The organism is Streptosporangium brasiliense (assembly GCF_030811595.1).
Taxonomy (GTDB): Bacteria; Actinomycetota; Actinomycetes; order Streptosporangiales; family Streptosporangiaceae; genus Streptosporangium; species Streptosporangium brasiliense.
Genome location: NZ_JAUSRB010000002.1, coordinates 644,539 through 666,886 on the forward strand (window position 1 = coordinate 644,539; position 22,348 = coordinate 666,886).

Consider the following 22,348-nt stretch of genomic DNA (forward strand, 5'->3'; position numbering starts at 1 on the left):
CTTAACGCTTGCTGTACTGCGGAGCCTTGCGGGCCTTCTTGAGACCGTACTTCTTGCGCTCGGTGGCGCGGGCGTCACGGGTCAGGAAGCCGGCCTTCTTCAGCGGAGGACGGTTGACCTCGACGTCCAGGATGGCCAGCGCGCGGGCGAGGCCCATGCGCAGGGCACCGGCCTGGCCGGTCACGCCGCCGCCGCTGATGCGGGCGATGACGTCGAACTGGTCCTCGGCGCCGAGCACCACGAAGGGCTCGTTGACGATCTGCTGGTGGACCTTGTTCGGGAAGTAGCCGTCAAGCGGGCGGCCGTTGATCGTCCACTTGCCGGTGCCCGGCACGATGCGGACGCGGGCGACGGACTCCTTACGGCGACCCGTGCCGTAGGAGTTGCCCGTGGTGATGGGCTTGCGGACGGCGGCCTCGCCGCTGACAGTGGACTCGGAGGTGTACTCGGAGGGGAACTCCTCCGGGGAGTACTCCTGCTCGGCCTCGATGGGCGTCTCGACACCGGTGGACTCAGCCACGGTTCTCCTCTTACTTTCCTACTCGGCGTCGGCCGTCGGCCAACGCTGCTGGCGATAAGCAGCTAGCGACTACTGGGCGATCTGGGTGAGCTCGAAGGGCACCGGCTGCTGAGCCTGGTGCGGGTGCTCAGAGCCGGCGTAGACCTTGAGCTTCTTGATCATCTTCCGGCCGAGGGCGTTCTTGGGGAGCATGCCCTTGACGGCCTTCTCGACGGCGCGGTCGGGGCGCTTCTCCATGAGCTCGCCATAGGTCACCGAACGCAGACCACCGGGGTAGCCCGAGTGACGGTAGGCCTTCTTCTGCTCGAGCTTGTTGCCGGTCAGCGCAACCTTGTCGGCGTTGATGATGATGACGAAGTCACCGGTGTCGACGTGGTTGGCGAAGGTCGGCTTGTGCTTACCGCGAAGCAGGATCGCGACGTGGCTGGCCAGCCGGCCAAGCACGATGTCGGTGGCGTCGATGATGTGCCACTGACGCTCGACTTCGGCAGGCTTGGGTGTGTACGTGCGCACGGTCGTATGCCTTCTTTGCTCGCGTCTTCGGCGCTGTCGGAACTGACAGCAACGTGGTCGGTAGGTGCGGGCACACGACAGCCCGGACCTCCCGTCTCCCTGAAGGGAGATGACGCCGGACGCGCCGCGTATCGGTCTGCTGAGGGAGACCAATTCGCACACAACGAACTAGCAGGATACCGGCGCGGACGAGCATGGGTCAAAAAGACGCGACTCTTAGCCGGTGTCCCTGGGCAGTCTACCGGCGACAGGGGACTGGTCGGGAACGGCACACTCGGCCCGCACAGAACGGTTCCGACACTTTCTCGACATTCTCTTCTTCCTCAAAGCAAACATCTCTATCTTTGACAGCGGTATGTGGCAGCCCACTCACCCCCGGCATGCCCAGCGGACCAGCCTGCGCCGCATGGGGCTGTTCGCGTGCCTCATGACGGTGCTGCTGCTGGGCTTCCTCATCGGCCGTGGCAGCCGCGGCGAGGAGACCCCCAGCCAGATCTACCTGAACAACGCCGGGCCGACGGAGCCGACGCCCACCGCCGCGACCGCCGGACGGCTCGGCCGCCGCGCCCCGCTCGCCCGGGTCGCCCGCCCCTCCGCCACCCCCGTGACGACGACCCGGCAGCCCACGCCACGCACCACCCGGGCCGCCCGCGACCCGCTCGACGAATACGCCGACGGCGACTCCCACTACATCCTCAATGGCGAGGGGGGACCGGACACCTCCGCCGTCTCCACCCCCCTGACCGCGATGGAGAAGGCGATCATCCGCCTCACCAACGCCGAGCGCCGGCGGCACGGCTGCGCTCCGCTCCGCATCGACAGGCGGCTGGTCGCCTCGGCCAGGAGCCACTCGGAGGAGATGGCCAAGAGCGGCACCTTCTCCCACAACTCCCCCGACGGCGCCTCGCCCTGGGAGCGGATGGAGGCCGCCGGCTACCGCGACGGGGGCGCGGAGAACATCGGCCGCGGCTACGCCTCGGCCGCCGAGACGGTGCGGAGCTGGATGGCCACCAGCAGCCACCGGGGCAACATCCTCAACTGCAAGCTGACCGCCACCGGCGTCGGGACGATGGAGGGCCCGGGCGGTCCCTGGTGGACACAGGACTTCGGCTACTCCTGAGCCAATCGGCTCCGATCCCGGGCTAGTCTCGGCGCATGGGTTTTCCCGGGGAGCCGCCGCGCCGCCAGCCGTACGTCCAGCCTGACGCGTCGCCGCCCGCACAGGGTGAGCGCTGGTTCGAGCCCGCACCGCAGGGCCACAGTCCCGGCGGCCCCGGCGCCGCGCCCTACGGCCGCGATCGTGACGGTTTCGACGCCGCTCCCCACGGCCGCCGCCCGGACGGTTTCGATGCCGGGCCGTACGACCGCGGCCCGGACGCTCCCCACGGCCGCCGCCCGGACGGCTTTGACGCCGGGCCGTACGGCCATGGCCCGGACGGCCCGGAGGCCGGATCCCACGGCCCCGGCCCGGACGGCCCCGCGACGCCGGCCAGGCCCGCCCGGCCCGGACGGCAGGAGCCGCCGCAGGAGCCCCGGCAGGCGATGTGGAGCCCCTACGACGAGGGCCCGCGCTCCCGGCGGCCGATCTTCATCGCGGTCGGCGCGCTCGGCGTGCTGGTCGCCGGAGGCGTCGGCCTGGCCATGCTCGCCAACTCCGACCCGGCCCCGCAGTCCGCCACGGCGAGCCCGCCGTCCCGGATCTCCAACGCGCCGGTCCCCAACAACCCGGGCGACAAGTTCGGGTTCGCCGCCTCCCGCACCACCGACCCCTATCCGCTGACGCTGAAGGAGGTGTTCAAGCGCGCGAATGTGTCACACGGCGGCCAGCGCTACCTGATGACCATCAGCAGGCTCGACAAGAAGTGCAAGGACGCCGTGGTGGGCAGCAAGCTGCAGAAGGCCCTCACCGCGGGCAAGTGCACCCAGATCCTGCGCGCCAGCTTCCGCGACGCCTCAGGAAAGATCATCGGCACCGTGGGGGTCGCCAACCTCAGGACGTCGGCGGCGGCCTCCAAGGTCGTCTCGGTCGGAGCCGGCAAGTCCCGGGAGGAATACCTCAAGGCGCTTCCAGGCAAGGATAAAGTCACCAAATTTCTCGGCACGGGAGAGGCGTTCGCGGGCGGATGGACCCACGGGCACTACGCCGTGATGGTCTGGTTCCAGTACAAGGACGGCCACCTGCCGAAGAAGACCGAGGTCAAGAAGCTCAACCAGGCGGCCTTCGGGGCCGCCGACGCCACCGTCTCGCCCGCCCTGGAGTCCCGCTCGCTGACCGGGAGACGGCCCTGAGCGGTGGCTCATCACCCTCGTTTTCCGCCGCAGAACCGGCGGGCGATACGGCCGGGAACGCCCATACCCGCATGACGATCTCCGGCTATCGCTACGCTTCGACGTATGCGTGGCCAGGAATCCGGGTCCGAGCACGAACGCGTAGCCGAGGGTTCGGCCGCACCGGCGACGCCTCCGCCGAGTTTCGGCCAGCCTTCGCCGCACGTGCCCCAGACCGATCTCACAGGTGACGATCAGCCCTACGACCCCTCGGCGTGGCCGACGCCGGCACCCGGGACCACCCAGCCGTGGACGGTCCCCGGTGACAACGGCGCCCCCTACGACTGGTTCGCCGACCCCGAGGACGACCTCCCCACCCCGTGGCCCGGCGCGCCGCGGCCTGACCGTCCCGCGTCTCCGGAGCCACCGGGGCCGGCGCGGTCCGACCTCCCCCGCCCGGACCCCCAGCTCCCGCCCTGGGCCGGCTCCCCGCCCCCCGGCGAGCCGGCTCCTCCGCCGTGGACGGCGGCACCCGCCCCCGGCCCGTCCGGCCCGCAGTGGTCAGGGCCGCCCACGCCCGGCGGACCCTCCGGCCCGCAGTGGGCCGAGCCCTCCACACCCGGTGGACCCTCCGCCCCACAGTGGTCAGGGCCGCCCACGCCCGGCGGACCCTCCGCCCCACAGTGGGCCGAGCCGCCCATGCCCGGCGGACCGTCCGGGCCACCCGCCCCCGGCGGACCGGCACCTCAGCCATGGGCAGGCGCACCCGCCCCCGGCCCGTCCAACCCCTCCAGCCCGCAGTGGGCCGAGCCGTCCATGCCCGGTGGACCCTCCGCCCCGCAGTGGGCCGAGCCGCCCATGCCCGGCGGGCCCTCCGGACCGCTCCCGCCTGGCGGGCCCTCCGGACCATCAGCGCCCAGCGGACCGGCACCCCAACCATGGGCAGGCGCACCCACCCCCGGCCCGTCCAACCCCTCCAGCCCGCAGTGGGCCGAGCCCTCCGCCCCCGGCGGGCCCTCCGCCCCGCAGTGGGCCGAGCCCTCGGCGCCCGGCACCCCGTCCGGACCACCAGCACCCAGCGGACCGGCACCCCAACCATGGGCAGGCGCACCCACCCCCGGCCCGTCCAACCCCTCCAGCCCGCAGTGGGCCGAGCCCTCCGCCCCCGGCGGGCCCTCCGGACCATCAGCGCCCGGCCCTTCCAACCCCTCCGGACCGCAGTGGTCAGGGCCGCCCGCGCCCGGCGGGCCGTCCAGTCCTTCCGGAGCGCAGTGGCCGGGGCCGTCCGCGTCTCCGGGGCCGTCCGGGCCGCCCGGCGCCCCTCCGCTGTCCAACGCGCCGATCGTGCCCGGGGCGCCGCCGTGGCAGCCGCCGCCGGCCTTCACGGCCGCCGCCGCGGGCATGCAGGTGTGGCCCTCCTCTCCGGACGCCCCTGGCACCCCGCAGTGGCCCGCGGCCACCGGTGAGCCGGTCTGGTCCGACTCCGATGAGACGGCCGCCGGTCCGGGCGGGGCCGGTGACGTCGCCGCCTGGCCGCCCGACCCGGACGGCCTCGACGAGAACACCGTCAACGTCCGTGCGGCCATGCCCGCCGTACCGGGTCACCAGGGGCCCGCGAGCCCCCCGCCCCCTCCCGGGCCGGACCCGCACGCCCACGCCTCGGGAGCCGTCTCCGGCCCGGTGCCACCGTCCGGGCCGGACGCCGCCCTCACCCCTCCGGGGCCGGATGTCTCCACCGCTCCCACCGCGGCTGGAGCGGGCGCCCAGCCTCCCGTCCCGCTGCCCGCGCCCGGAGCGGCCACCCAGCCCTCGATGCCCGCGCCCGCCGCGCAGAGCCCGGCCTCCCAGCCGGAGCCGACGCCCCAGGTGCCCCCGCTGTCCGCTGCGTCCGTCACCGGCACCCCGGCGCCGTCCCCCGCTCCAGCGGACCAGTCCGCCGACTCGGCCGCGCGGTCCCCCGAACCGGAGATGCCGGCGCTGCCACCGCCGCCCGGGGACCAGCCCACCCCGCCGGGCGGCATACCGATGATCGCTCCGCCGTTCCCGAACGTCCCGGCGTCGGCGGCACCGCAGTCGGGGCCCTCGACCGGGGTCATGGAGCTGCGCGGCCCGTTCACCCCGCCCTCGGCGGTCGTGTCCGAGGTCGTGGCCGCTCCCCCCGCCCCGCCGGGCCGCAGCAGGACCGCCACCCTGCTGATCGCGGCCGTGGTGGCGGTCGTGGTCGGCGGCATCGGCACCGGCGCCTTCTTCGCCTACCAGTCGTTCAGCGGGAAGGAGACCGCCGGCGCGGCCCCGTCGGCGGTCTCCACCCCCGAGGCCGTCGACCCCACCGAGGATCCCGCTCCGGACGAGCCCGAACCGGTGAACACCACGATGCTCAACTCCGAGAAGACCGACCCCGGCAAGATGACCGTGGCCGACGCCTTCAGCAAGAAGGTCACCCTGGCCGGGACGACTTTCGTCCGGGTCAAGACCGACGTCACCCAGCAGTGCCAGAAGGCGGCGGCCGGCAAGTTCGCCAGCGCGCTGCGCAGCAAGGACTGCCGCCGGGTGCTGCGGGCCACATACGTCGACAGCAAGCGGAAGTACGCCGTGACCACGGGGATCGCGGTGCTGCCCACCCGGGAGTCCGCCGTCGAGGTCGACCAGGCCAAGAACCTCGGCAGCAACCTGTGGTTCCGCGGCCTGCCGGGCACCCCGGGCACCGGCGCCGAGCGCGTGCACATCGCGGGCGGTTACGCGGCCGGGCTGGTGTGGGGCCGCTACATCGTGTTCAGCTACGCCACCTTCAGCGACGGCCACACCCCGACGGCGAAGGAGAAAAATCTCGGCAAGGTCAGCGGCGCCTTCCGCGACCAGACCACCAAGGTCATCGAGCGCCGCGTGACGAGCTGAGCCAGGCGTCCGTCAGACGCTGAGCGTGCGCACCCGGCGGGTCTCCACGGCCCGCCGGGCCAGCTCCCCGGCCCCGGGGTAGCGCACCTCCTCCAGGCAGAGGCCGTGCGCCGGTGCCACGTGCACCCCGGAGTCCCGTACGGCCCGCGTGAGCACCTGTCCCGGCCAGTCCACCGGGAGGCGTCCCTCCCCGACGGGCAGCAGCGACCCGATGAGGGCCCGGACCATCGAGTGGCAGAACGCGTCGGCCACCACCGTCGCGACGAGGAGGCCGTCCTCCTGGACCCAGTCGAGCCGCTGCAGCTCGCGGATCGTGGTCGCGCCCTCGCGCTTCTTGCAGAAGGCGGCGAAGTCGTGCTCGCCCAGCAGGGCGGCCGCGGCCGCGTTCAGCCGGTCGAGGTCGAGCGGCCGGGCGTACCAGAGGACCTCACGGCGGCGGAGCGGGTCGACGCCGCCCGGAGCGTCGCAGACCCGGTAGGCGTAGCGCCGTGACATCGCGGAGAATCGTGCGTCAAAGCCCTCAGGAGCCACCGTAACGCGATAAATCCTGACATCGGGGGGCAGAACCCCGGCCAGCCGTCTACGGAGGCTGGAGAGCCTCTCATCGATGTCCGCCGGGATCCCGGTCCCGGAGCCGGTGGCCGTCACGGAGAGGGGGTCGGCCGCCATCCGGGCGGGGGCGGCCCCAGGGTCCGCCCCGGAGCCGGAGTCCGCCCCGCAAACAGGAGCCGTCGCGGAAGCGGGAGCCGTCGCGGAGATAGAGCCGGTCTCAGAGGCCGCCCCGGAGGCGGCCCTCCCGGGGGCCGAGCCCCCCGTGGAGGCGGCGGCCCGGCGGCTGTGCCTGGTCTCCAGCGCCTCGAACGCCCCGGCCTCCAGATCCACGTGGGCCACCTGACCCCGGGCGTGCACGCCGGCGTCGGTCCGCCCGGCGACGGTCAGCGCCGGCGGCTCGGGGAGCCGGAGAATCTTGCCGAGCGCCCCCTCGATCTCCCCCTGGACCGTCCGCCGGCCGGGCTGCTTCGCCCAGCCGGAGAAGTCGGTGCCGTCGTATGCGAGATCCAGGCGCAGCCGTACCACGATGTTCCTCCCGGAGAACGGAACGGGCCCGGCACCTCCCGCGAGGGAGCGCCGGGCCCGTTCACCGGACCTGAAAGATCAGGCGTTGTCCTTCTTGGCCTCGGCCTCGGTCTCCTCGGCGGGAGCCTCGGCGCTCTCCTCGGCGGCCTTCGGCTCCTCGGTGACCTCGGCGGTCTCCTCGGCCTTGGGCTCCTCCGCCTTGGGGGCCTCGGCGGCAGCCGGAGCGGCGGCCGGGACCTTGCCGGTGCGGACCGTGTTCAGCGGCTCGGAGACCAGCTCGATGACGGCCATGGGAGCGGCGTCACCCTTACGGGCGCCGATCTTCGTGATGCGGGTGTAGCCACCGGGACGCTCGGCGAAGGTCGGTGCGATCTCCGTGAACAGGTGGTGGACCACGCCCTTGTCACGGACGACGGTCAGCACCTGGCGACGGTTGTGCATGTCGCCCTTCTTCGCCTTGGTGATCAGCCGCTCCGCCAGCGGACGCAGGCGCTTGGCCTTGGCCACGGTGGTCGTGATCCGGCCGTGCTGGAACAGCTGGGTGGCGAGGTTCGACAGGATCAGCCGCTCGTGAGCCGGGCTTCCGCCGAGACGGGCACCCTTTGCGGGCTGAGGCATTTCGTTCTCCTTGAGAGTGAACCCGCCCCGGCCGTACTAGGTACCGGGGTCGGGCCGGGGAGTCGCTCGATCCCCGTTACAGAAAAATCAGTACTGCTCGGTCTCGACGTACGCGCTGTCGTCGTCGTCGTAGCCGCCGCCGGCCACCGCGCTGGGGTCGAACCCGGGCGGGGAGTCCTTCAGCGCGAGCGTCATCTCGTGCAGCTTCTGCTTGACCTCTTCGATGGACTTGGCACCGAAGTTACGGATGTCCAGCAGGTCCTGCTCGCTGCGGGCCACGAGCTCACCCACGGTGTGGATGCCCTCGCGCTTGAGGCAGTTGTAGGAGCGGACCGTGAGGTTCAGCTCCTCGATCGGCAGCGCCAGATCGGCGGCCAGGGCCGCGTCCGTCGGCGACGGGCCGATGTCGATGCCCTCGGCCTCGACGTTCAGCTCGCGGGCGAGACCGAACAGCTCGACGAGGGTCTTACCGGCCGAGGCCACCGCGTCGCGGGGCTTCATGCACGGCTTGGTCTCGACGTCCAGGATCAGACGGTCGAAGTCGGTGCGCTGCTCGACACGGGTCGCCTCGACCTTGTAGGTGACCTTGAGCACCGGGGAGTAGATGGAGTCGATCGGGATACGGCCGATCTCCTGGCCCGGCTGCTTGTTCTGCGCCGCGGAGACGTAGCCGCGACCGCGCTCGACGGTCAGCTCCATCTCCAGCTTCGCCTTGCCGTTGAGGGTGGCGATGCGCAGCTCGGGGTTGTGCACCTCGACACCGGCCGGGGGCGCGATGTCGGCGGCGGTGACGTCGCCGGGGCCCTGCTTGCGCAGGTACATCACCACGGGCTCGTCGTGCTCGGAGGAGACGACCAGTTCCTTGAGGTTGAGGATGATGTCGGTGACATCCTCCTTGACGCCCGGGACGGTCGAGAACTCGTGCAGCACGCCCTCGATGCGGATGCTGGTCACGGCCGCGCCCGGGATGGACGACAGCAGCGTGCGCCGCAGCGAGTTGCCGATGGTGTAGCCGAAGCCCGGCTCCAGCGGCTCGATGATGAACTTGGACCGGGTCTCCTCGAGGGACTCCTCAAGAAGGGTCGGCCGCTGAGCGATCAGCATGTGGGATCTCCCCTTGCATGGCGGCGCCCGCTATTTGACGCCGCTCGAAACAACAGCATAGGTGCCGTACGGCGGACCGCACGGCACCCCTGTGAGCTACTACTTGGAGTAGAGCTCGACGATCAGCTGCTCCTGGACCTGGGTGTCGATCTGCTGACGGACCGGGAGCTGGTGGATCAGGACGCGCATGGCCTCCGGGGCCACGCCCAGCCAGGCCGGGAACGTCTTGTCACCGGAGGTGGCGCGGGCCACCTCGTAGGGCAGAAGGTTGCGCGAACGCTCGCGGACCTCGACGATGTCGTGCTCGCGGACGCGGTACGACGGGATGTCGACCTTCTTGCCGTTCACCAGGATGTGGCCGTGACGGACCTGCTGGCGGGCGGCGTCGCGGGACTCGGCGAAACCGGCGCGGTAGACCACGTTGTCGAGACGGCTCTCCAGGATCTGGAGGAGGTTCTCGCCGGTCTTGCCGCCCTTGCGGTTGGCTTCCTCGTAGTAGTTGCGGAACTGCTTCTCGAGGATGCCGTAGATGCGGCGGGTCTTCTGCTTCTCCCGGAGCTGGAGCTGGTACTCCGACTCCTTCGGACGGCCGCGGCCGTGCTCACCCGGCGGGTAAGGACGGATCTCGATGGGGCACTTCGCGGACTCGCACTTCTTGCCCTTGAGGAAGAGCTTGGTCTTCTCCCGACGGCAGAGCTTGCAGTCCGCACCCGTGTAACGAGCCATTTTCTATCTTCTCCTGGGCGTCAGACGCGACGGCGCTTGGGCGGACGGCAGCCGTTGTGCGGCACGGGGGTGACGTCCTGAATGGAGCCAACCTCGAGGCCGGTCGCCTGCAGCGAACGGATGGCGGTCTCACGGCCGGAACCGGGGCCCTTGACGAAGACGTCGACCTTGCGCATGCCGTGCTCCATGGCGCGGCGAGCAGCGTTCTCGGCGGCCATCTGCGCGGCGAACGGGGTGGACTTACGGGAGCCCTTGAACCCGACGTGGCCGGCGCTGGCCCAGGAGATCACGTTCCCGCTCGGGTCGGTGATCGAGACGATCGTGTTGTTGAACGTGCTCTTGATGTGGGCGTGCCCGTGAGCGACGTTCTTCTTTTCCTTGCGGCGCACCTTCTTCGGGGCACCCTGGCGGCTCTTAGGAGGCATTCTTTGCCTTCACTCCTGAGGTCTTCGGTCCTGCGGCTGCGCGGACTACTTCTTACCGGGCTTCTTCTTGCCGGCCACGGTCTTCTTCTTGCCCTTACGGGTGCGCGCGTTGGTCTGCGTACGCTGACCGTGCACGGGAAGGCCACGGCGGTGCCGGATGCCCTGGTAGCACTGAATCTCGATCTTGCGACGGATGTCGGCCTGAACCTCGCGACGGAGGTCACCCTCGATCTTGAAGTTCGCCTCGATGTAGTCACGCAGCGGGACGAGCTCCTCGTCCGTGAGCTGGTGGACACGGAGGTCGCCGTTCACGCCGGTGGCCTTGAGGGTCTCGAGCGCACGGGTGCGGCCGATTCCGAAAATGTAGGTGAGAGCGATCTCCAGCCGCTTGTCGCGGGGGAGGTCGACGCCAACCAGGCGAGCCATGGTCGGGCATTCTCCTTCTTTGTGGCGGAGGTCCTGCGCCTCACTTCCCCTCCCCATGCCCGGGGTGAGGGCCCCGGCCTCCGACCGGGGGTCTCCTGCGTGGTCCGGCCTCCGGCCGCCTTCGCAGGTGTGAAGCGCGATTACTTTGCGGCCTCACATGGCTCGAGCCCGCCACCAGGAGCGGACTCTTGCAAGACCTGTTATCTGTGACTAGCCCTGACGCTGCTTGTGGCGCAGGTTGTCGCAGATCACCATGACGCGACCGTGCCGGCGGATCACCTTGCACTTGTCGCAGATCTTCTTGACGCTCGGCTTGACCTTCATAGTCCTTATTCGTCCCTCAGACGCTTACTTGTATCGGTAGACGATCCGCCCACGACTGAGGTCGTAGGGGCTCAGTTCGACGACAACCCTGTCGTCAGGAAGGATCCGGATGTAGTGCATCCGCATCCGCCCGCTGATGTGGGCCAGGACCTTATGGCCGTTGTCGAGCTGCACCCGGAACATCGCGTTCGGGAGCGACTCAACCACAGTGCCCTCGATCTCGATGGCGCCGTCTTTCTTGGCCATGTCCCTCGCGTTTCACTGATCGGTCGTCTGAGGCTTCGGAACACTAAGCAGCCGCGACCCAGCGCTTCGATGAGAGCGGCGGTTGCGAAACCGCCGATGCGCAATGGTCATAGTGAACCGAAAAAGGAGTGTACGGCACCGGGCGAGGAAATGCGAAACACACGGCCGGTACCTCGACACAACCGCTACTCAGGATACCCCAGATCCGAGGTGAGATACCCCGCACGGTACCGCGCGTGCACGATCACATTGTCATCGTAGGAGCCTCTGACCTGGTCGAAACTGCCGCCACAGGTCACCAGCCGCAGCCGCCTCTCCTCCGTCGAACCGTACACTCGATCGGCGGGGAAGCGGTTCTTGGGCGCCTGCTCCAGGCGCTCCACCGCGAAGACCGCCACGGTCCCGTCCCCACGTGCCACCGCGATGGAGTCCCCCGGCCTGAGCTCGTCGAGCCGGGCGAACACCGCGGGCCCGGTCCTGGTGTCGAGGTGGCCGACGATGACCGCCGAGCCCGGCTCGCCGGGGGTCGGGCCCGCCCCGTACCAGCCCGCGACGTCGGCGTGGTCGAGCGGCGGTACGGCGAGCGTGCCGTCGCCCTCCAGCCCCAGCACCACCAGCGGAGCGTTCACCCCGATACTCGGGATCACGACGCGCGTCGGCTCGCCACGGCCCAGCCCCCACCCGAGCGGTGTCGGCAGGCCCGCTCCGCCGGCCCCGTCCCGCCCGGCCACGGCCCGTCCGGGCTGCGCGCCCGCCGGAATGGTCACCGGCCGCCCGCGCCCGTCCTCCGGAACGGCGGCGGCGCAGCCCGCCGCCAGCGCCAGGCCCGGGAGCGCGCGCAGGAGACGGCTGGCTCCGTGCCCGCCCGGAACGAGGCCCCGCCGATGCCCAGCATGAAACGTCCAGGCGGGCACGGAGGTCTAGTGATCGCTCCGCCGGCGGCGTCCGCGCGCCAGCGCGAAGCCCGCGCCCAGGGCCGTCATGACCGCGACCAGTGATCCGAAGATCCAGGCGGTACGGGCGGCGTCGTCTGCGACGGTCATCGCGAGGCCGCCGCCGCCGGTGTCCGGACCGCTGGTCGGGTGGGTGTCGTCGACCACGAAAGTGCCGTTGTACGGCCCGCCCTGGATGCAGCGGACGGTGATGGCGTAGGTGCCGGGGGCGGCGTGCGGGCTGATCCGCGCGCTGCCCTGCATGGCGTGGGCGTGCTGGCTGAGCCGCGCCGCGGTGGCGCGGAAGGCCGCCGAGTACGCGGTCGCCGGACTGTCGCACGGGCCGGAGGAGATGCTGACCCGCTGTCCCGGCCGGGCGGTCGACGGCGTGACCTCGACATCCCCGATACCGGTCATACCGGTGGCGAACACGACGGCCACCACGCTGCCCAGCACGGCTCCGGCCGTCGCCAGCGGGTCTCGACCGAGGCCCATCGCCCACCCCCACCTCACGGCCGGCTCAGCGGCCTGCCCAGACAACGATCATCTACCCGGTCCGGCCCGGGCCAACTGCAGCCGGCGGTAAAGCTCTGACACAACGCGGAAGACCCCCCGATGACCATGCATCGGGGGGTCCGGATGTGGCCCGCGCGACGGCCGGCCCCGTGATCAGCGGGATGACCGGCGCGACGGCCGACGTCTCAGAAGGCGTCGCCCCAGCCGCCGCAGTCGTCGAAGCGGTTGTCGCCCTCGCAGACGCGGATCTTGAAGTCGTCGAAGCCGTCGCTCTTCCTGAAGCCGCCGAACTTGTCGAAGTGCCGGACGCCGAAGGTCTTGTAGTACTTGACGTGGCTGCCGGAGCGGTCGTGCCACCTGAACCAGACATAGCTGTACTCGCGGTCGCGGTCACGGTCGAACAGGTCGCCGAAGAACCAGTAGCGGCCGCCCTCCTTGTACCAGTAGCCCTTGAAGGAGGACCGGCGGCCGAAGCTCTCGCCGCCGCCGAACTTCGAATAGTAGGGGCCGAAGAAGTGCTTGACCGGGCCCTTCGCCTGCAGGGTCTCGGACGCGCCGGGGCCACCGGCCGTGGCGGCCTGGGCGGGGGCCCCGGCCAGGCCGGCGGCGAGCGAGCCGGCGAGGGTGGCGCTGACGAGAAGGGTGCGGACCTTCATGTCTTCCTCCTGAGATGGGGTCCCGTTGTCGGGACACCGCTCACGTTAGGAAGACTTGACCCGGACTTCTGTGGAGGAATGCACGCTCGACGCCGAGCGTGGACTATTACGGATTGCGCTTGCCGCCCAGGCCGGTGGCGATGGTGGTCACCAGCAGCACCACTCCCCAGGGGCCCATCACCCACAGCGGCCAGGGGTAGGGGAAGTCGAAGCCGTCCGTCACCCCGAGGATCAGCCAGATCGCCCAGTTGATCCCGCTGGCCGTCCCCCAGGTGGCCCACATCGCCGTCAGGCCCTTACGCTGCGCCTGACCGATGTCCCGGCGCTCCGGGCTGCGGGGCGCGGGCGCGGGGAGCCGGCCCAGGTCGACGTCGGGGAGGTCGGAGGTGAGCGTGGCGAGCTCGCCGTAGGTCCTGCTGGCGTAGAGCTGCTCCAGCCGCTCGTCGAACTCCTCGACGGTGAGCCGGCCCTGTGCGTAGTGCTCCCGCAGGACCTCGGCGACTCTGTCCCGGTCCCCGTCCGATGCCCGCATCTCCGGACCAGCCGCCATCATCAACCACATCCGCTCACCCGGGGGCAGTGTTACCTAGCCCGCGTCTCCCAAAAGGCCGGCAAGCCGCTCCTTACCCCCGTCAAGAGCGGTCAGTACCCAAGGTCCATTATGTGTCACCGCGACGCTGTGCTCGAAGTGTGCCGACACCTTGCCGTCGACCGTGATGACGGTCCAGTCGTCGGACAGCACCTTGGTCCGGTCGGTGCCGAGGTTCACCATCGGCTCGACGGCGAAGCACATGCCCGGCTCGAAGCGCGGCCCCCGGCCCGGCTTGCCGTGGTTGGCGACCCACGGGTCCATGTGCATCTCGGTGCCGATGCCGTGCCCGCCGTACTCCTGGGGGATGCCGTAGCGGCCCTGGGAGCGGACGTACTTCTCCACCTGGTGGCCGATGTCGGACAGGTGGCGGCCCACGGTGAGGGCGGCGATGCCGCGCCACATGGCCTCCTCGGTCACCCGCATCAGCTCGGTCAGCGCGGGGTCCACCTCCCCCACGGGGACGGTGATGGCCGAGTCGCCGTGCCAGCCCTCCAGGATGGCGCCGCAGTCGATGGAGATGATGTCGCCCTCCTGCAGCGCCCGCCGGTTGCTCGGGATGCCGTGGACGACCTCCTCGTTCACCGACGCGCAGATCGTCGCCGGGAAGCCCTGGTAGCCCTTGAAGGAGGGGATCGCCCCCTCGTCCCGGATCGCCTTCTCCGCGATCACATCGAGGTCCAGCGGCGTCATCCCGGGACGGACGCTCTCGCGGAGCAGTTGCAGCGTCCGGCCGACCACCAGGCCCGCCGCCCGCATCTTCTCCAGCTGCTCAGGCGTCTTTATCTGAATTCCGTGCTTGTTCTTCTTGAACACGTGCACACCCCCCGGGGTGGTTCAACGGGCAATCCGGGAGCCCAATTCCCCCGATTGTGCCCTAAATGACAGCACGCCACCCATGGGAACCATGGGTGGCGTGCTGGGAAATATCTTCAGTCCGTGTAAGGACCCAAGGCCTCCATCGCGCGCTGGGTGACCTCTTCCACCGGGCCGGTCGCGTCCACCCCGACGAGGATGCCCTCGTCGGCGTAGAAGGAGACGAGCGGAGCGGTCTGCTCCTGGTAGACCTCCAGCCGGTGCCGGACGGTCGCCTCCTTGTCGTCGTCACGCTGGTAGAGCCGTCCACCGCAGGCGTCGCAGACGTCGTCCTTCTTGTCGTCGAAGTCGACGTGCCAGATGCGGCCGCACTGGCTGCAGGTCCTGCGGCCGGCCAACCGGCGCACGACTTCCTCGTCGTCGACCACGAGCTCCAGGACGATGTCCAGGGCGACACCGAACTCCGCGAGCATCTTCTTCAGGATCTCGGCCTGGGGCACGTTCCTGGGGAAGCCGTCGAGCAGGAAACCGTCCTGCGCGTCGCTCTCCGAGAGCCGGTCGCGGACCATCGCGATGGTGACCTCGTCGGGCACGAGGTCGCCACGGTCCATGTATTCCTTGGCAAGCTTGCCGAGCTCCGTGCCGCCCGAGACGTTGGCACGGAAAATGTCACCTGTCGAGATCTTCGGGATGGACAGGTTCGATGCGATGAACTGGGCCTGCGTCCCCTTACCCGCTCCGGGGGGCCCCACCAGGACGAGACGCACTACTTCAGGAAGCCTTCGTAGTTGCGCTGCTGAAGCTGGCTCTCGATCTGCTTCACCGTGTCAAGGCCGACACCAACCATGATCAGAATGCTCGTCCCTCCGAACGGGAAGTTCTGACTCGCGCCGACGAGCGCCAGTGCGACGATCGGCACCATGGAGATCAGGCCCAGATAGAGCGCACCGGGAGCAGTGAGTCGCGTGAGCACGTAGTTCAAGTACTCAGCCGTCGGCCGGCCCGGACGGATGCCCGGGATGAACCCACCGTACTTCTTCATGTTGTCGGCGACTTCAACGGGGTTGAAGGTAATGGACACGTAGAAGTAGGTGAAGAAGACGATCAGCAGGAAGAAAGTGATCATATAGGCCGGAGTATCGCCCGTGACCAGGTTCTGCTGGATCCACTGGACGACCGCGTTCGGCTCTTCCTGGGAGTTGGCGAACAGCGTCGTGACGAGCTGCGGCAGGTAGAGCAGCGAGGAGGCGAAGATGACCGGGATGATGCCGGCCTGGTTCACCTTCAGCGGGATGTAGGTCGAGGTCCCGCCGTACATCCGGCGGCCGACCATGCGCTTGGCGTACTGCACCGGCACCCGGCGCTGGGCCTGCTCGACCATGACCACCAGGGCGATCATCGCGATACCGGTCACGATCACCACGGCGAAGACGAAGATGCCCTTCTGACGGGCGATGTTCAGCAGCTCGGACGGGAAGGTCGCGACCACCGAGGTGAAGATCAGGATGGACATGCCGTTGCCGACGCCGCGGTCGGTGACCAGCTCGCCCAGCCACATGATGACGGCCGTGCCCGCGGTCATCGTGATCACCATCGTGACGATCAGGAAGACGTTGTCCTTGTCCATCAGGACGTCTTCCCGGCACTGCGGGAACAGCTGCCCGCTGCGCGCGAGGGCGATGAAGGCGGTCGACTGGAGGATCGCCAGCCCGATCGTCAGATAACGCGTATACTGGGTGATCTTGGTCTGGCCGGCCTGCCCCTCCTTCTTGAGGGCTTCCAGGCGCGGGATCACCACCACCAGAAGCTGAAGGATGATGCTCGCGGTGATGTACGGCATGATGCCGAGTGCGAACACCGACAGCTTCAGCAAGGCGCCACCGCTGAACAGCTGCACCATGCCGTAGATGTTGCCGGAATCACCCGCCTGTGCCTGCTGGAGGCATCGGGCGATGTTTTCGTTGTTGACACCCGGAGTCGGAAGAACCGAGCCGAGCCGGAACAGCGCGATGATGCCCAGTGTGAAGAGCAACTTCTTGCGCAGGTCCGGCGTACGGAACGCTCGGGTAAACGCGGTCAGCACGGTCCCTCCTGCGCGCCTGAAAGGCGAGGTCGGTCAGCGATGGTTCGGGGGTGGTCCATCTTTGCTATCTCAAGTCAGCGAGCCCACGGAAACGAGTTGAGGCCCACTATCCAGCGAACTCTAACGCACTACGGGCGCGGGGGCCCATTATGAGCCCCCGCGCCGCGTGATTATGCCTACAGCTCGGAGACGGAGCCCCCGGCAGCGGCGATCTTCTCCTTCGCACTGGCGGAGAAGGCGTGCGCCTGCACGTTCAACGCCACGGAGATCTCGCCGGTTCCCAGAACCTTCACGAGCTGCCGCTTGCGGACCGCGCCCTTGGCGACCAGCGTCTCGACGGTGACGTCGCCACCCTCGGGGAACAGCTCGCCGAGCTTGTCCAGGTTGACGACCTGGTAGGTCGTCTTGAACAGGGCGTTGGAGAAGCCCTTCATCTTGGGCAGGCGGCGCTGGAGCGGGACCTGGCCACCCTCGAAGCCGAGGGGAACCTTGTTCCGGGCCGTCGTGCCCTTGGTGCCACGACCGGCGGTCTTGCCCTTGGACGCCTCGCCGCGGCCCTTGCGGACCTTCGACTTGTTGGCGCCGGGGGCCGGACGCAGGTGGTGGATACGGAGCGGACTGTTCTCTGCCATGTCAGTCGACCTCTTCCACGGTGACGAGGTGCGTCACCACGGAGACCATGCCGCGGATCTCCGGGCGGTCCTCCTTGACGACGACGTCGCCGATTCGCTTCAGACCGAGCGAGCGCAGCGAGTCGCGCTGGTTCTGCTTGCCACCGATCTTCGAGCGGACCTGAGTGATCTTCAGGCGTGCCATCGGCTAGCTCACCGCCTTAGCCGCCGCGGCCTCCGCGATACCCTCGGCGCGAGCCTTGAGCATGGCCTTGGGGGCGACATCCTCGATCGGCAGGCCACGGCGGGCCGCGATCTCCTCGGGGCGGCTGAGGCCCTTCAGAGCGGCCACGGTGGCGTGCACGATGTTGATCGGGTTGTCCGAGCCGAGCGACTTGGACAGCACGTCGTGGATGCCGGCGCACTCCAGCACGGCGCGCACCGGGCCACCGGCGATGACGCCGGTACCGGGCGAGGCCGGACGGAGGAAGACGACACCCGCGGCCTCTTCACCCTGCACGATGTGCGGGATGGTGCCCTGGATGCGGGGCACCCGGAAGAAGTGCTTCTTGGCCTCTTCGACGCCCTTGGCGATGGCCGCGGGGACTTCCTTGGCCTTGCCGTAGCCGACGCCGACCATGCCGTTGCCGTCACCGACGATGACGAGGGCGGTGAAGCTGAAGCGACGACCACCCTTCACGACCTTGGCCACTCGGTTGATCTTTACGACGCGCTCGATGTACGAGACGCCCTTGTCAGCGCTGCCACCGCGGCGATCGTCACGACGACCGTCACGCCGCTCGCCACCGGCGGCGCCACCGCGACGCGGAGCTCCAGCCATCAGTGGTTCCTCTTCTCGTTGCTCTTGTTAAGACGGGCCATCAGAACTCCAGCCCGCCTTCACGGGCGCTGTCCGCGAGGGCCGCGATGCGACCCGCGTAACGGTTTCCGCCACGGTCGAACACGACCGCGGTGATCCCGGCGGCCTTGGCCCGCTGAGCGAGAAGCTCGCCGACCTGCTTCGCCTTGTCGGTCTTCGCGCCGGAGTCCGCGCGCAGGGAGGACTCCATGGTGGAGGCGCTCACCAGCGTGTGGCCCTGGGCGTCGTCGACGATCTGCACGAACAGGTGTCGCGTGGAGCGGTTGACGACCATGCGCGGGCGCGCGGCCGTACCGACCACCTTCTTGCGGACTCGGCCGTGGCGGCGGGCCCGCGAGACGGCGCGGGCGGCCGTGTGCTTGCCGAACGCAGTCTTGCCAGCCATGCCTACTTACCAGCCTTTCCGACCTTGCGGCGGATAACCTCGCCCTGGTAACGCACACCCTTGCCCTTGTAGGGGTCGGGCTTGCGCAACTTGCGGATGTTCGCGGCGATCTCGCCGACCTTCTGCTTGTCGATGCCGTCCACGTGGAACAGGGTCGGCTTCTCGACGCGGAAGGTGACACCCTCGGGGGCGTCGACGATCACCGGGTGGCTGAAGCCGAGAGCGAACTCGAGCTGAGTCGGGCTCTTGGCCTGAACGCGGTAACCGACGCCCACGATCTCCAGGGTCTTGGAGTAACCCTGGGTCACACCGGTCACCATGTTGGCGATCAGCGTGCGGGACAGGCCGTGCAGCGCACGGACCTTGTTCTCGTCGTTGGGACGAGTGACGGTGACGGCGCCGTCGTCGCCCTTGGCGACGTCGATCGGCTCCGCGACCGTGTGAGAGAGCGTGCCCTTGGGGCCCTTGACCGTGACGTCCCGGCCGTCGATGGCGACGTCCACGCCGTTCGGTACAGGGATGGGCAGCCGTCCGATACGTGACATGCTGTGATTTCTCCCTTCTACCAAACGAAGGCGAGGACTTCCCCGCCCACTCCACGCTTGCCGGCCTGCTTGTCCGTCATGAGCCCGCCGGACGTCGAGATGATCGCGACGCCCAGTCCGCCCAGGACTCGGGGCAGGTTGTCCTTCTTCGCGTAGACCCGCAGGCCGGGCTTGGAAACCCGGCGCAGGCCCGCGAGGGAACGCTCACGGCTCGGCCCGAACTTGAGCTCCACCACGAGGTTCTTGCCGACCTTGGCGTCCTCGACGCTCCAGGCCTGAATGTAACCCTCCTGCTGGAGGATCTCGGCGATGTGCGCCTTGATCTTCGAGTACGGCATCGCCACGGTGTCGTGGTACGCCGAGTTCGCGTTTCGCAGACGCGTGAGCATGTCTGCGATCGGGTCGGTCATCGTCATGGCCGGTGGCCTTCCTCACCGCGGTTTCCGCAAGGGACCTTCGGTGTGGTCATGGGCGCTTGAAGCAGCGCCCGGTGAATACGACTATCTGTGTACGGCTGGGGTGGCCGCGCGGCCTGTGGCGTCCACAGGGCCGCGCGGACGGCTACCAGCTGGACTTGGTGATGCCAGGCAGCTCGCCCCGGTGCGCCATCTCGCGGAAGCAGATGCGGCACAGGCCGAACTTCCTGTAGACGGCGCGGGGACGACCACAGCGCGAGCACCGAGTGTACGCCCGGACCTCGAACTTGGCCTTGCGAGCAGCCTTGACCTTGAGCGACGTCTTCGCCATGATCAGGCCTCCTTGAAGGGGAAACCGAGGAGCTTCAGCAGCGCCCGGCCCTGGTCGTCGGTCTTAGCGGTGGTCACGACCGTGATGTCCATACCACGCTGACGGTCGACCTTGTCCTGGTCGATCTCGTGGAACATGACCTGCTCGGTGAGACCGAAGGTGTAGTTGCCGTTGCCGTCGAACTGCTTGGGCGACAGGCCGCGGAAGTCACGGATACGCGGCAGCGCCAGCGACAGCAGCCGGTCGAGGAACTCCCACATGCGGTCACCGCGCAGCGTGACGTGCGCACCGATCGGCATGCCCTCGCGCAGCTTGAACTGGGCGATGGACTTGCGGGCCCGGACGACGGCCGGCTTCTGACCGGTGATCACGGTGAGGTCGCGGACGGCGCCGTCGATGAGCTTCGAGTCGCGCGCGGCCTCGCCGACACCCATGTTCACCTTGATCTTGGTGATCGTGGGGACCAGCATGATGTTCTCGAACCCGAACTGCTCGTTCAGCTTCGCGATGATCTCTTCGCGGTAGCGCTGCTTGAGGCGCGGAATCGGCCGTCCGGTCTCGACGGACTCAGTGGTGTTCGCGGTCATCAGTTGTCCTCACCCGACTCGTCAGAGGCGGCCTTGGCCGACTCCTTCTTGGCAGGCTTCTCGTCATCCTTGAGCTTCTTGACGTTGCTCACGTGGATGGGAGCCTCCATGGTCTGCACGCCGCCGGTCTTGGCGCCACGCGGGCCCTGGTTGGTCTCCTTGGAGTGCTTCTTGATCATGTTGACGCCTTCGACCACCACGCGCTCCTCGCGCGGGAGGGCGGCGATCACACGACCCTTGGCACCCTTGTCCTTGCCGGCGATGACCTGGACCAGGTCACCCTTCTTCACGTGGAGCTTCGGCATTACAACACCTCCGGCGCGAGCGAGATGATGCGCATGAACTTCTTGTCACGCAGCTCACGTCCGACGGGGCCGAAGATACGCGTGCCACGAGGGTCACCGCTGTCCTTGATGATGACGGCGGCGTTCTCGTCGAAGCGGATGTAGGAGCCGTCGGGCCGGCGGCGCTCCTTGACAGTACGGACGATGACCGCCTTGACGACGTCGCCCTTCTTCACGGTGCCGCCAGGAATGGCGTCCTTGACCGTGGCGACGATGATGTCGCCGATTCCCGCGTAGCGCCGACCCGAGCCACCGAGGACACGGATGCAAAGGACTTCCTTCGCTCCCGTGTTGTCGGCGACCTTGAGTCGCGACTCCTGCTGGATCACTTGTACTCCTGTTTGTCTCGCTGGTTCTCACCCGTGGTGAGCCTTGCGGAACTGATGTGGTCTTGTTCCCCCGGCGACAGTCCTGTCCGGTCGAGTCCGCCTCGCCTCGCACCGCGGTACGGCTTGCGCCTTCCGCCGTGCCAGGCCCGGCTCGCTCTCCCGAGGGCCGCCGCCGCAGGCGGGACGGAGATCAACTCCGCCCCCTTGGACACCAGCATGGGGGGTGACAGGGTCACCCCCCACGAGGCGCGTTCCTTACTTGGCCTTCTCGAGGATCTCGATGACCCGCCAGCGCTTGCTGGCCGACAGCGGCCGGGTCTCCATCAGGAGGACGCGGTCGCCGACGCCGCAGGCGTTGGCCTCGTCGTGCGCCTTGTACTTGGTCGTCCGACGGATGACCTTGCCGTACAAGGGGTGCTTGACGCGGTCCTCGACAGCGACGACAACAGTCTTGTCCATCTTGTCGCTGACGACCAGACCCTCACGGGTCTTGCGGTAGTTCCGCGTCGTGCTCGTGCTCTCAGCTGTCTCAGCCATCGATCGACTCCTTCTCAACCGTAACAATGCCGAGCTCCCGCTCGCGCATCACGGTGTAGATACGGGCGATCTCGCGGCGGACGGCGCGCAGCCGCCCGTGGCTCTCCAACTGGCCGGTCGCGGCCTGGAAGCGGAGGTTGAACAGCTCCTCCTTGGCTTCCTTCAGCTTCTGGACCAGGGTGTCCTGGTCCTCCACCCGCAGCTCACCGGCGGTCAGGCCCTTAGCCATCACGCCTCACCCACTTCACGCTTAACGAACCGGCACTTCATCGGGAGCTTGTGCATCGCACGACGCAGGGCTTCGCGAGCCACCGGCTCGGCGACGCCCGACAGCTCGAACATGATGCGGCCGGGCTTGACGTTGGCGATCCACCACTCCGGCGAACCCTTACCGGAACCCATGCGGGTCTCGGCCGGCTTCTTCGTGAGGGGACGGTCCGGGTAGATGTTGATCCAGACCTTGCCGCCACGCTTGATGTGACGGGTCATGGCGATACGAGCCGACTCGATCTGGCGGTTGGTCACGTAGGAGTGCTCAAGCGCCTGAATGCCGAACTCGCCGAACACGACCCTGGTGCCGCCCTTGGCGGCGCCGTGACGGTCGGGCCGGTGCTGCTTGCGGTGCTTGACCCTGCGCGGGATCAGCATG

The 22,348-nt window shown here is 68.8% G+C and carries 33 protein-coding genes; 3 read left to right on the forward strand and 30 right to left on the reverse strand.

Annotated features, from left to right (window positions below):
* Position 1: 1 nt before the first annotated feature.
* Positions 2-520 carry a 30S ribosomal protein S9 gene (gene rpsI, locus J2S55_RS11280; protein ID WP_306859554.1) on the reverse strand — a complete coding sequence of 173 codons (519 nt, stop codon included), beginning with the start codon at positions 518-520 and terminating at the stop codon, positions 2-4.
* A gap of 69 nt (positions 521-589) precedes the next feature.
* Positions 590-1,033, reverse strand: coding sequence for a 50S ribosomal protein L13 (gene rplM / locus J2S55_RS11285; RefSeq protein ID WP_012887869.1), 444 nt, complete (start codon positions 1,031-1,033; stop codon positions 590-592).
* A gap of 355 nt (positions 1,034-1,388) precedes the next feature.
* Between rplM and J2S55_RS11290 the strand changes: the two genes are divergently transcribed.
* From J2S55_RS11290 to J2S55_RS11300, 3 genes are all read left to right on the forward strand, one after another.
* The gene (locus J2S55_RS11290) at positions 1,389-2,153 is read left to right on the forward strand and encodes a CAP domain-containing protein (protein WP_306859557.1); all 765 of its coding nucleotides are present in this window, start codon (positions 1,389-1,391) and stop codon (positions 2,151-2,153) included.
* 35 nt (positions 2,154-2,188) lie between these two features.
* Positions 2,189-3,322, forward strand: coding sequence for a hypothetical protein (locus J2S55_RS11295; protein ID WP_306859559.1), 1,134 nt, complete (start codon positions 2,189-2,191; stop codon positions 3,320-3,322).
* A 1,323-nt stretch (positions 3,323-4,645) separates the two neighbouring features.
* Positions 4,646-6,196: a hypothetical protein gene (locus J2S55_RS11300; protein ID WP_306859560.1), complete on the forward strand. Its 1,551-nt coding sequence runs from the start codon at positions 4,646-4,648 to the stop codon at positions 6,194-6,196.
* Between the two features lie 12 nt (positions 6,197-6,208).
* Here the strand turns inward: J2S55_RS11300 and J2S55_RS11305 are convergent, their stop codons facing one another.
* The 28 genes from J2S55_RS11305 to rplP all read right to left on the reverse strand — a co-directional run bounded on the left by J2S55_RS11305 (position 6,209) and on the right by rplP (position 22,347).
* On the reverse strand, positions 6,209-7,273 hold the full coding sequence (locus tag J2S55_RS11305; protein ID WP_306859562.1) for a tRNA pseudouridine synthase A: 1,065 nt from the start codon (positions 7,271-7,273) through the stop codon (positions 6,209-6,211).
* Positions 7,274-7,351: 78 nt separating this feature from the next.
* On the reverse strand, positions 7,352-7,891 hold the full coding sequence (gene rplQ, locus J2S55_RS11310) for a 50S ribosomal protein L17 (RefSeq protein ID WP_306859564.1): 540 nt from the start codon (positions 7,889-7,891) through the stop codon (positions 7,352-7,354).
* An 87-nt stretch (positions 7,892-7,978) separates the two neighbouring features.
* Positions 7,979-8,995, reverse strand: coding sequence for a DNA-directed RNA polymerase subunit alpha (locus J2S55_RS11315; protein ID WP_189793355.1), 1,017 nt, complete (start codon positions 8,993-8,995; stop codon positions 7,979-7,981).
* 99 nt (positions 8,996-9,094) lie between these two features.
* Positions 9,095-9,721, reverse strand: coding sequence for a 30S ribosomal protein S4 (rpsD, locus tag J2S55_RS11320; RefSeq protein WP_012887861.1), 627 nt, complete (start codon positions 9,719-9,721; stop codon positions 9,095-9,097).
* A gap of 20 nt (positions 9,722-9,741) precedes the next feature.
* Positions 9,742-10,146: a 30S ribosomal protein S11 gene (gene rpsK, locus J2S55_RS11325; protein ID WP_012887860.1), complete on the reverse strand. Its 405-nt coding sequence runs from the start codon at positions 10,144-10,146 to the stop codon at positions 9,742-9,744.
* A 45-nt stretch (positions 10,147-10,191) separates the two neighbouring features.
* A complete protein-coding gene (gene rpsM / locus J2S55_RS11330; RefSeq protein WP_306859572.1) occupies positions 10,192-10,572 on the reverse strand; it encodes a 30S ribosomal protein S13 in 381 nt (126 codons plus the stop codon).
* 210 nt (positions 10,573-10,782) lie between these two features.
* On the reverse strand, positions 10,783-10,896 hold the full coding sequence (rpmJ, locus tag J2S55_RS11335) for a 50S ribosomal protein L36 (RefSeq protein WP_003956441.1): 114 nt from the start codon (positions 10,894-10,896) through the stop codon (positions 10,783-10,785).
* 24 nt (positions 10,897-10,920) lie between these two features.
* On the reverse strand, positions 10,921-11,142 hold the full coding sequence (gene infA / locus J2S55_RS11340) for a translation initiation factor IF-1 (protein WP_012887858.1): 222 nt from the start codon (positions 11,140-11,142) through the stop codon (positions 10,921-10,923).
* Between the two features lie 185 nt (positions 11,143-11,327).
* Entirely contained in the window at positions 11,328-12,056 is a 729-nt protein-coding gene (locus J2S55_RS11345; RefSeq protein WP_306859589.1) for a class F sortase, read from the reverse strand.
* A 6-nt stretch (positions 12,057-12,062) separates the two neighbouring features.
* The gene (locus J2S55_RS11350; RefSeq protein WP_306859591.1) at positions 12,063-12,569 is read right to left on the reverse strand and encodes a hypothetical protein; all 507 of its coding nucleotides are present in this window, start codon (positions 12,567-12,569) and stop codon (positions 12,063-12,065) included.
* 206 nt (positions 12,570-12,775) lie between these two features.
* Positions 12,776-13,246 (reverse strand): hypothetical protein, encoded by a 471-nt coding sequence (locus J2S55_RS11355; RefSeq protein WP_306859593.1) that lies wholly within the window; start codon positions 13,244-13,246, stop codon positions 12,776-12,778.
* A gap of 106 nt (positions 13,247-13,352) precedes the next feature.
* Positions 13,353-13,778: a DUF1707 SHOCT-like domain-containing protein gene (locus tag J2S55_RS11360; RefSeq protein ID WP_306859595.1), complete on the reverse strand. Its 426-nt coding sequence runs from the start codon at positions 13,776-13,778 to the stop codon at positions 13,353-13,355.
* Positions 13,779-13,832: 54 nt separating this feature from the next.
* Entirely contained in the window at positions 13,833-14,651 is an 819-nt protein-coding gene (gene map, locus J2S55_RS11365) for a type I methionyl aminopeptidase (protein ID WP_306859597.1), read from the reverse strand.
* A gap of 116 nt (positions 14,652-14,767) precedes the next feature.
* A complete protein-coding gene (locus J2S55_RS11370) occupies positions 14,768-15,418 on the reverse strand; it encodes an adenylate kinase (RefSeq protein ID WP_306859599.1) in 651 nt (216 codons plus the stop codon).
* Positions 15,418-16,734 carry a preprotein translocase subunit SecY gene (gene secY / locus J2S55_RS11375; protein WP_306859601.1) on the reverse strand — a complete coding sequence of 439 codons (1,317 nt, stop codon included), beginning with the start codon at positions 16,732-16,734 and terminating at the stop codon, positions 15,418-15,420. Before secY ends, J2S55_RS11370 begins: the two co-directional genes overlap by 1 nt.
* Before the next feature lie 176 nt (positions 16,735-16,910).
* Entirely contained in the window at positions 16,911-17,366 is a 456-nt protein-coding gene (rplO, locus tag J2S55_RS11380; RefSeq protein WP_306859603.1) for a 50S ribosomal protein L15, read from the reverse strand.
* A 1-nt stretch (position 17,367) separates the two neighbouring features.
* Complete coding sequence (gene rpmD / locus J2S55_RS11385) at positions 17,368-17,550, reverse strand: 50S ribosomal protein L30 (RefSeq protein ID WP_068896549.1); 183 nt, start codon at positions 17,548-17,550, stop codon at positions 17,368-17,370.
* Positions 17,551-17,553: 3 nt separating this feature from the next.
* Positions 17,554-18,186 carry a 30S ribosomal protein S5 gene (gene rpsE, locus J2S55_RS11390; protein WP_068896548.1) on the reverse strand — a complete coding sequence of 211 codons (633 nt, stop codon included), beginning with the start codon at positions 18,184-18,186 and terminating at the stop codon, positions 17,554-17,556.
* Between the two features lie 40 nt (positions 18,187-18,226).
* A complete protein-coding gene (rplR, locus tag J2S55_RS11395; RefSeq protein WP_306859605.1) occupies positions 18,227-18,610 on the reverse strand; it encodes a 50S ribosomal protein L18 in 384 nt (127 codons plus the stop codon).
* A 2-nt stretch (positions 18,611-18,612) separates the two neighbouring features.
* Entirely contained in the window at positions 18,613-19,155 is a 543-nt protein-coding gene (rplF, locus tag J2S55_RS11400) for a 50S ribosomal protein L6 (RefSeq protein WP_306859607.1), read from the reverse strand.
* A 17-nt stretch (positions 19,156-19,172) separates the two neighbouring features.
* On the reverse strand, positions 19,173-19,571 hold the full coding sequence (gene rpsH / locus J2S55_RS11405) for a 30S ribosomal protein S8 (RefSeq protein ID WP_012887845.1): 399 nt from the start codon (positions 19,569-19,571) through the stop codon (positions 19,173-19,175).
* 145 nt (positions 19,572-19,716) lie between these two features.
* A complete protein-coding gene (locus J2S55_RS11410) occupies positions 19,717-19,902 on the reverse strand; it encodes a type Z 30S ribosomal protein S14 (protein ID WP_012887844.1) in 186 nt (61 codons plus the stop codon).
* A gap of 2 nt (positions 19,903-19,904) precedes the next feature.
* Positions 19,905-20,489, reverse strand: a complete 585-nt coding sequence (gene rplE, locus J2S55_RS11415) for a 50S ribosomal protein L5 (protein WP_306859611.1) — start codon at positions 20,487-20,489, stop codon at positions 19,905-19,907.
* Positions 20,489-20,794: a 50S ribosomal protein L24 gene (gene rplX / locus J2S55_RS11420; protein WP_306859613.1), complete on the reverse strand. Its 306-nt coding sequence runs from the start codon at positions 20,792-20,794 to the stop codon at positions 20,489-20,491. The genes rplE and rplX overlap by 1 nt, the downstream gene beginning before the upstream one ends.
* Positions 20,794-21,162: a 50S ribosomal protein L14 gene (gene rplN / locus J2S55_RS11425; RefSeq protein ID WP_012887841.1), complete on the reverse strand. Its 369-nt coding sequence runs from the start codon at positions 21,160-21,162 to the stop codon at positions 20,794-20,796. The genes rplX and rplN overlap by 1 nt, the downstream gene beginning before the upstream one ends.
* A 255-nt stretch (positions 21,163-21,417) precedes the next feature.
* Positions 21,418-21,699: a 30S ribosomal protein S17 gene (gene rpsQ, locus J2S55_RS11430; protein ID WP_306859615.1), complete on the reverse strand. Its 282-nt coding sequence runs from the start codon at positions 21,697-21,699 to the stop codon at positions 21,418-21,420.
* Positions 21,692-21,928 carry a 50S ribosomal protein L29 gene (gene rpmC, locus J2S55_RS11435; protein ID WP_012887839.1) on the reverse strand — a complete coding sequence of 79 codons (237 nt, stop codon included), beginning with the start codon at positions 21,926-21,928 and terminating at the stop codon, positions 21,692-21,694. The genes rpsQ and rpmC overlap by 8 nt, the downstream gene beginning before the upstream one ends.
* Positions 21,928-22,347: a 50S ribosomal protein L16 gene (gene rplP, locus J2S55_RS11440; RefSeq protein WP_184538242.1), complete on the reverse strand. Its 420-nt coding sequence runs from the start codon at positions 22,345-22,347 to the stop codon at positions 21,928-21,930. Before rplP ends, rpmC begins: the two co-directional genes overlap by 1 nt.
* Between the last annotated feature and the right edge of the window lies 1 nt (position 22,348).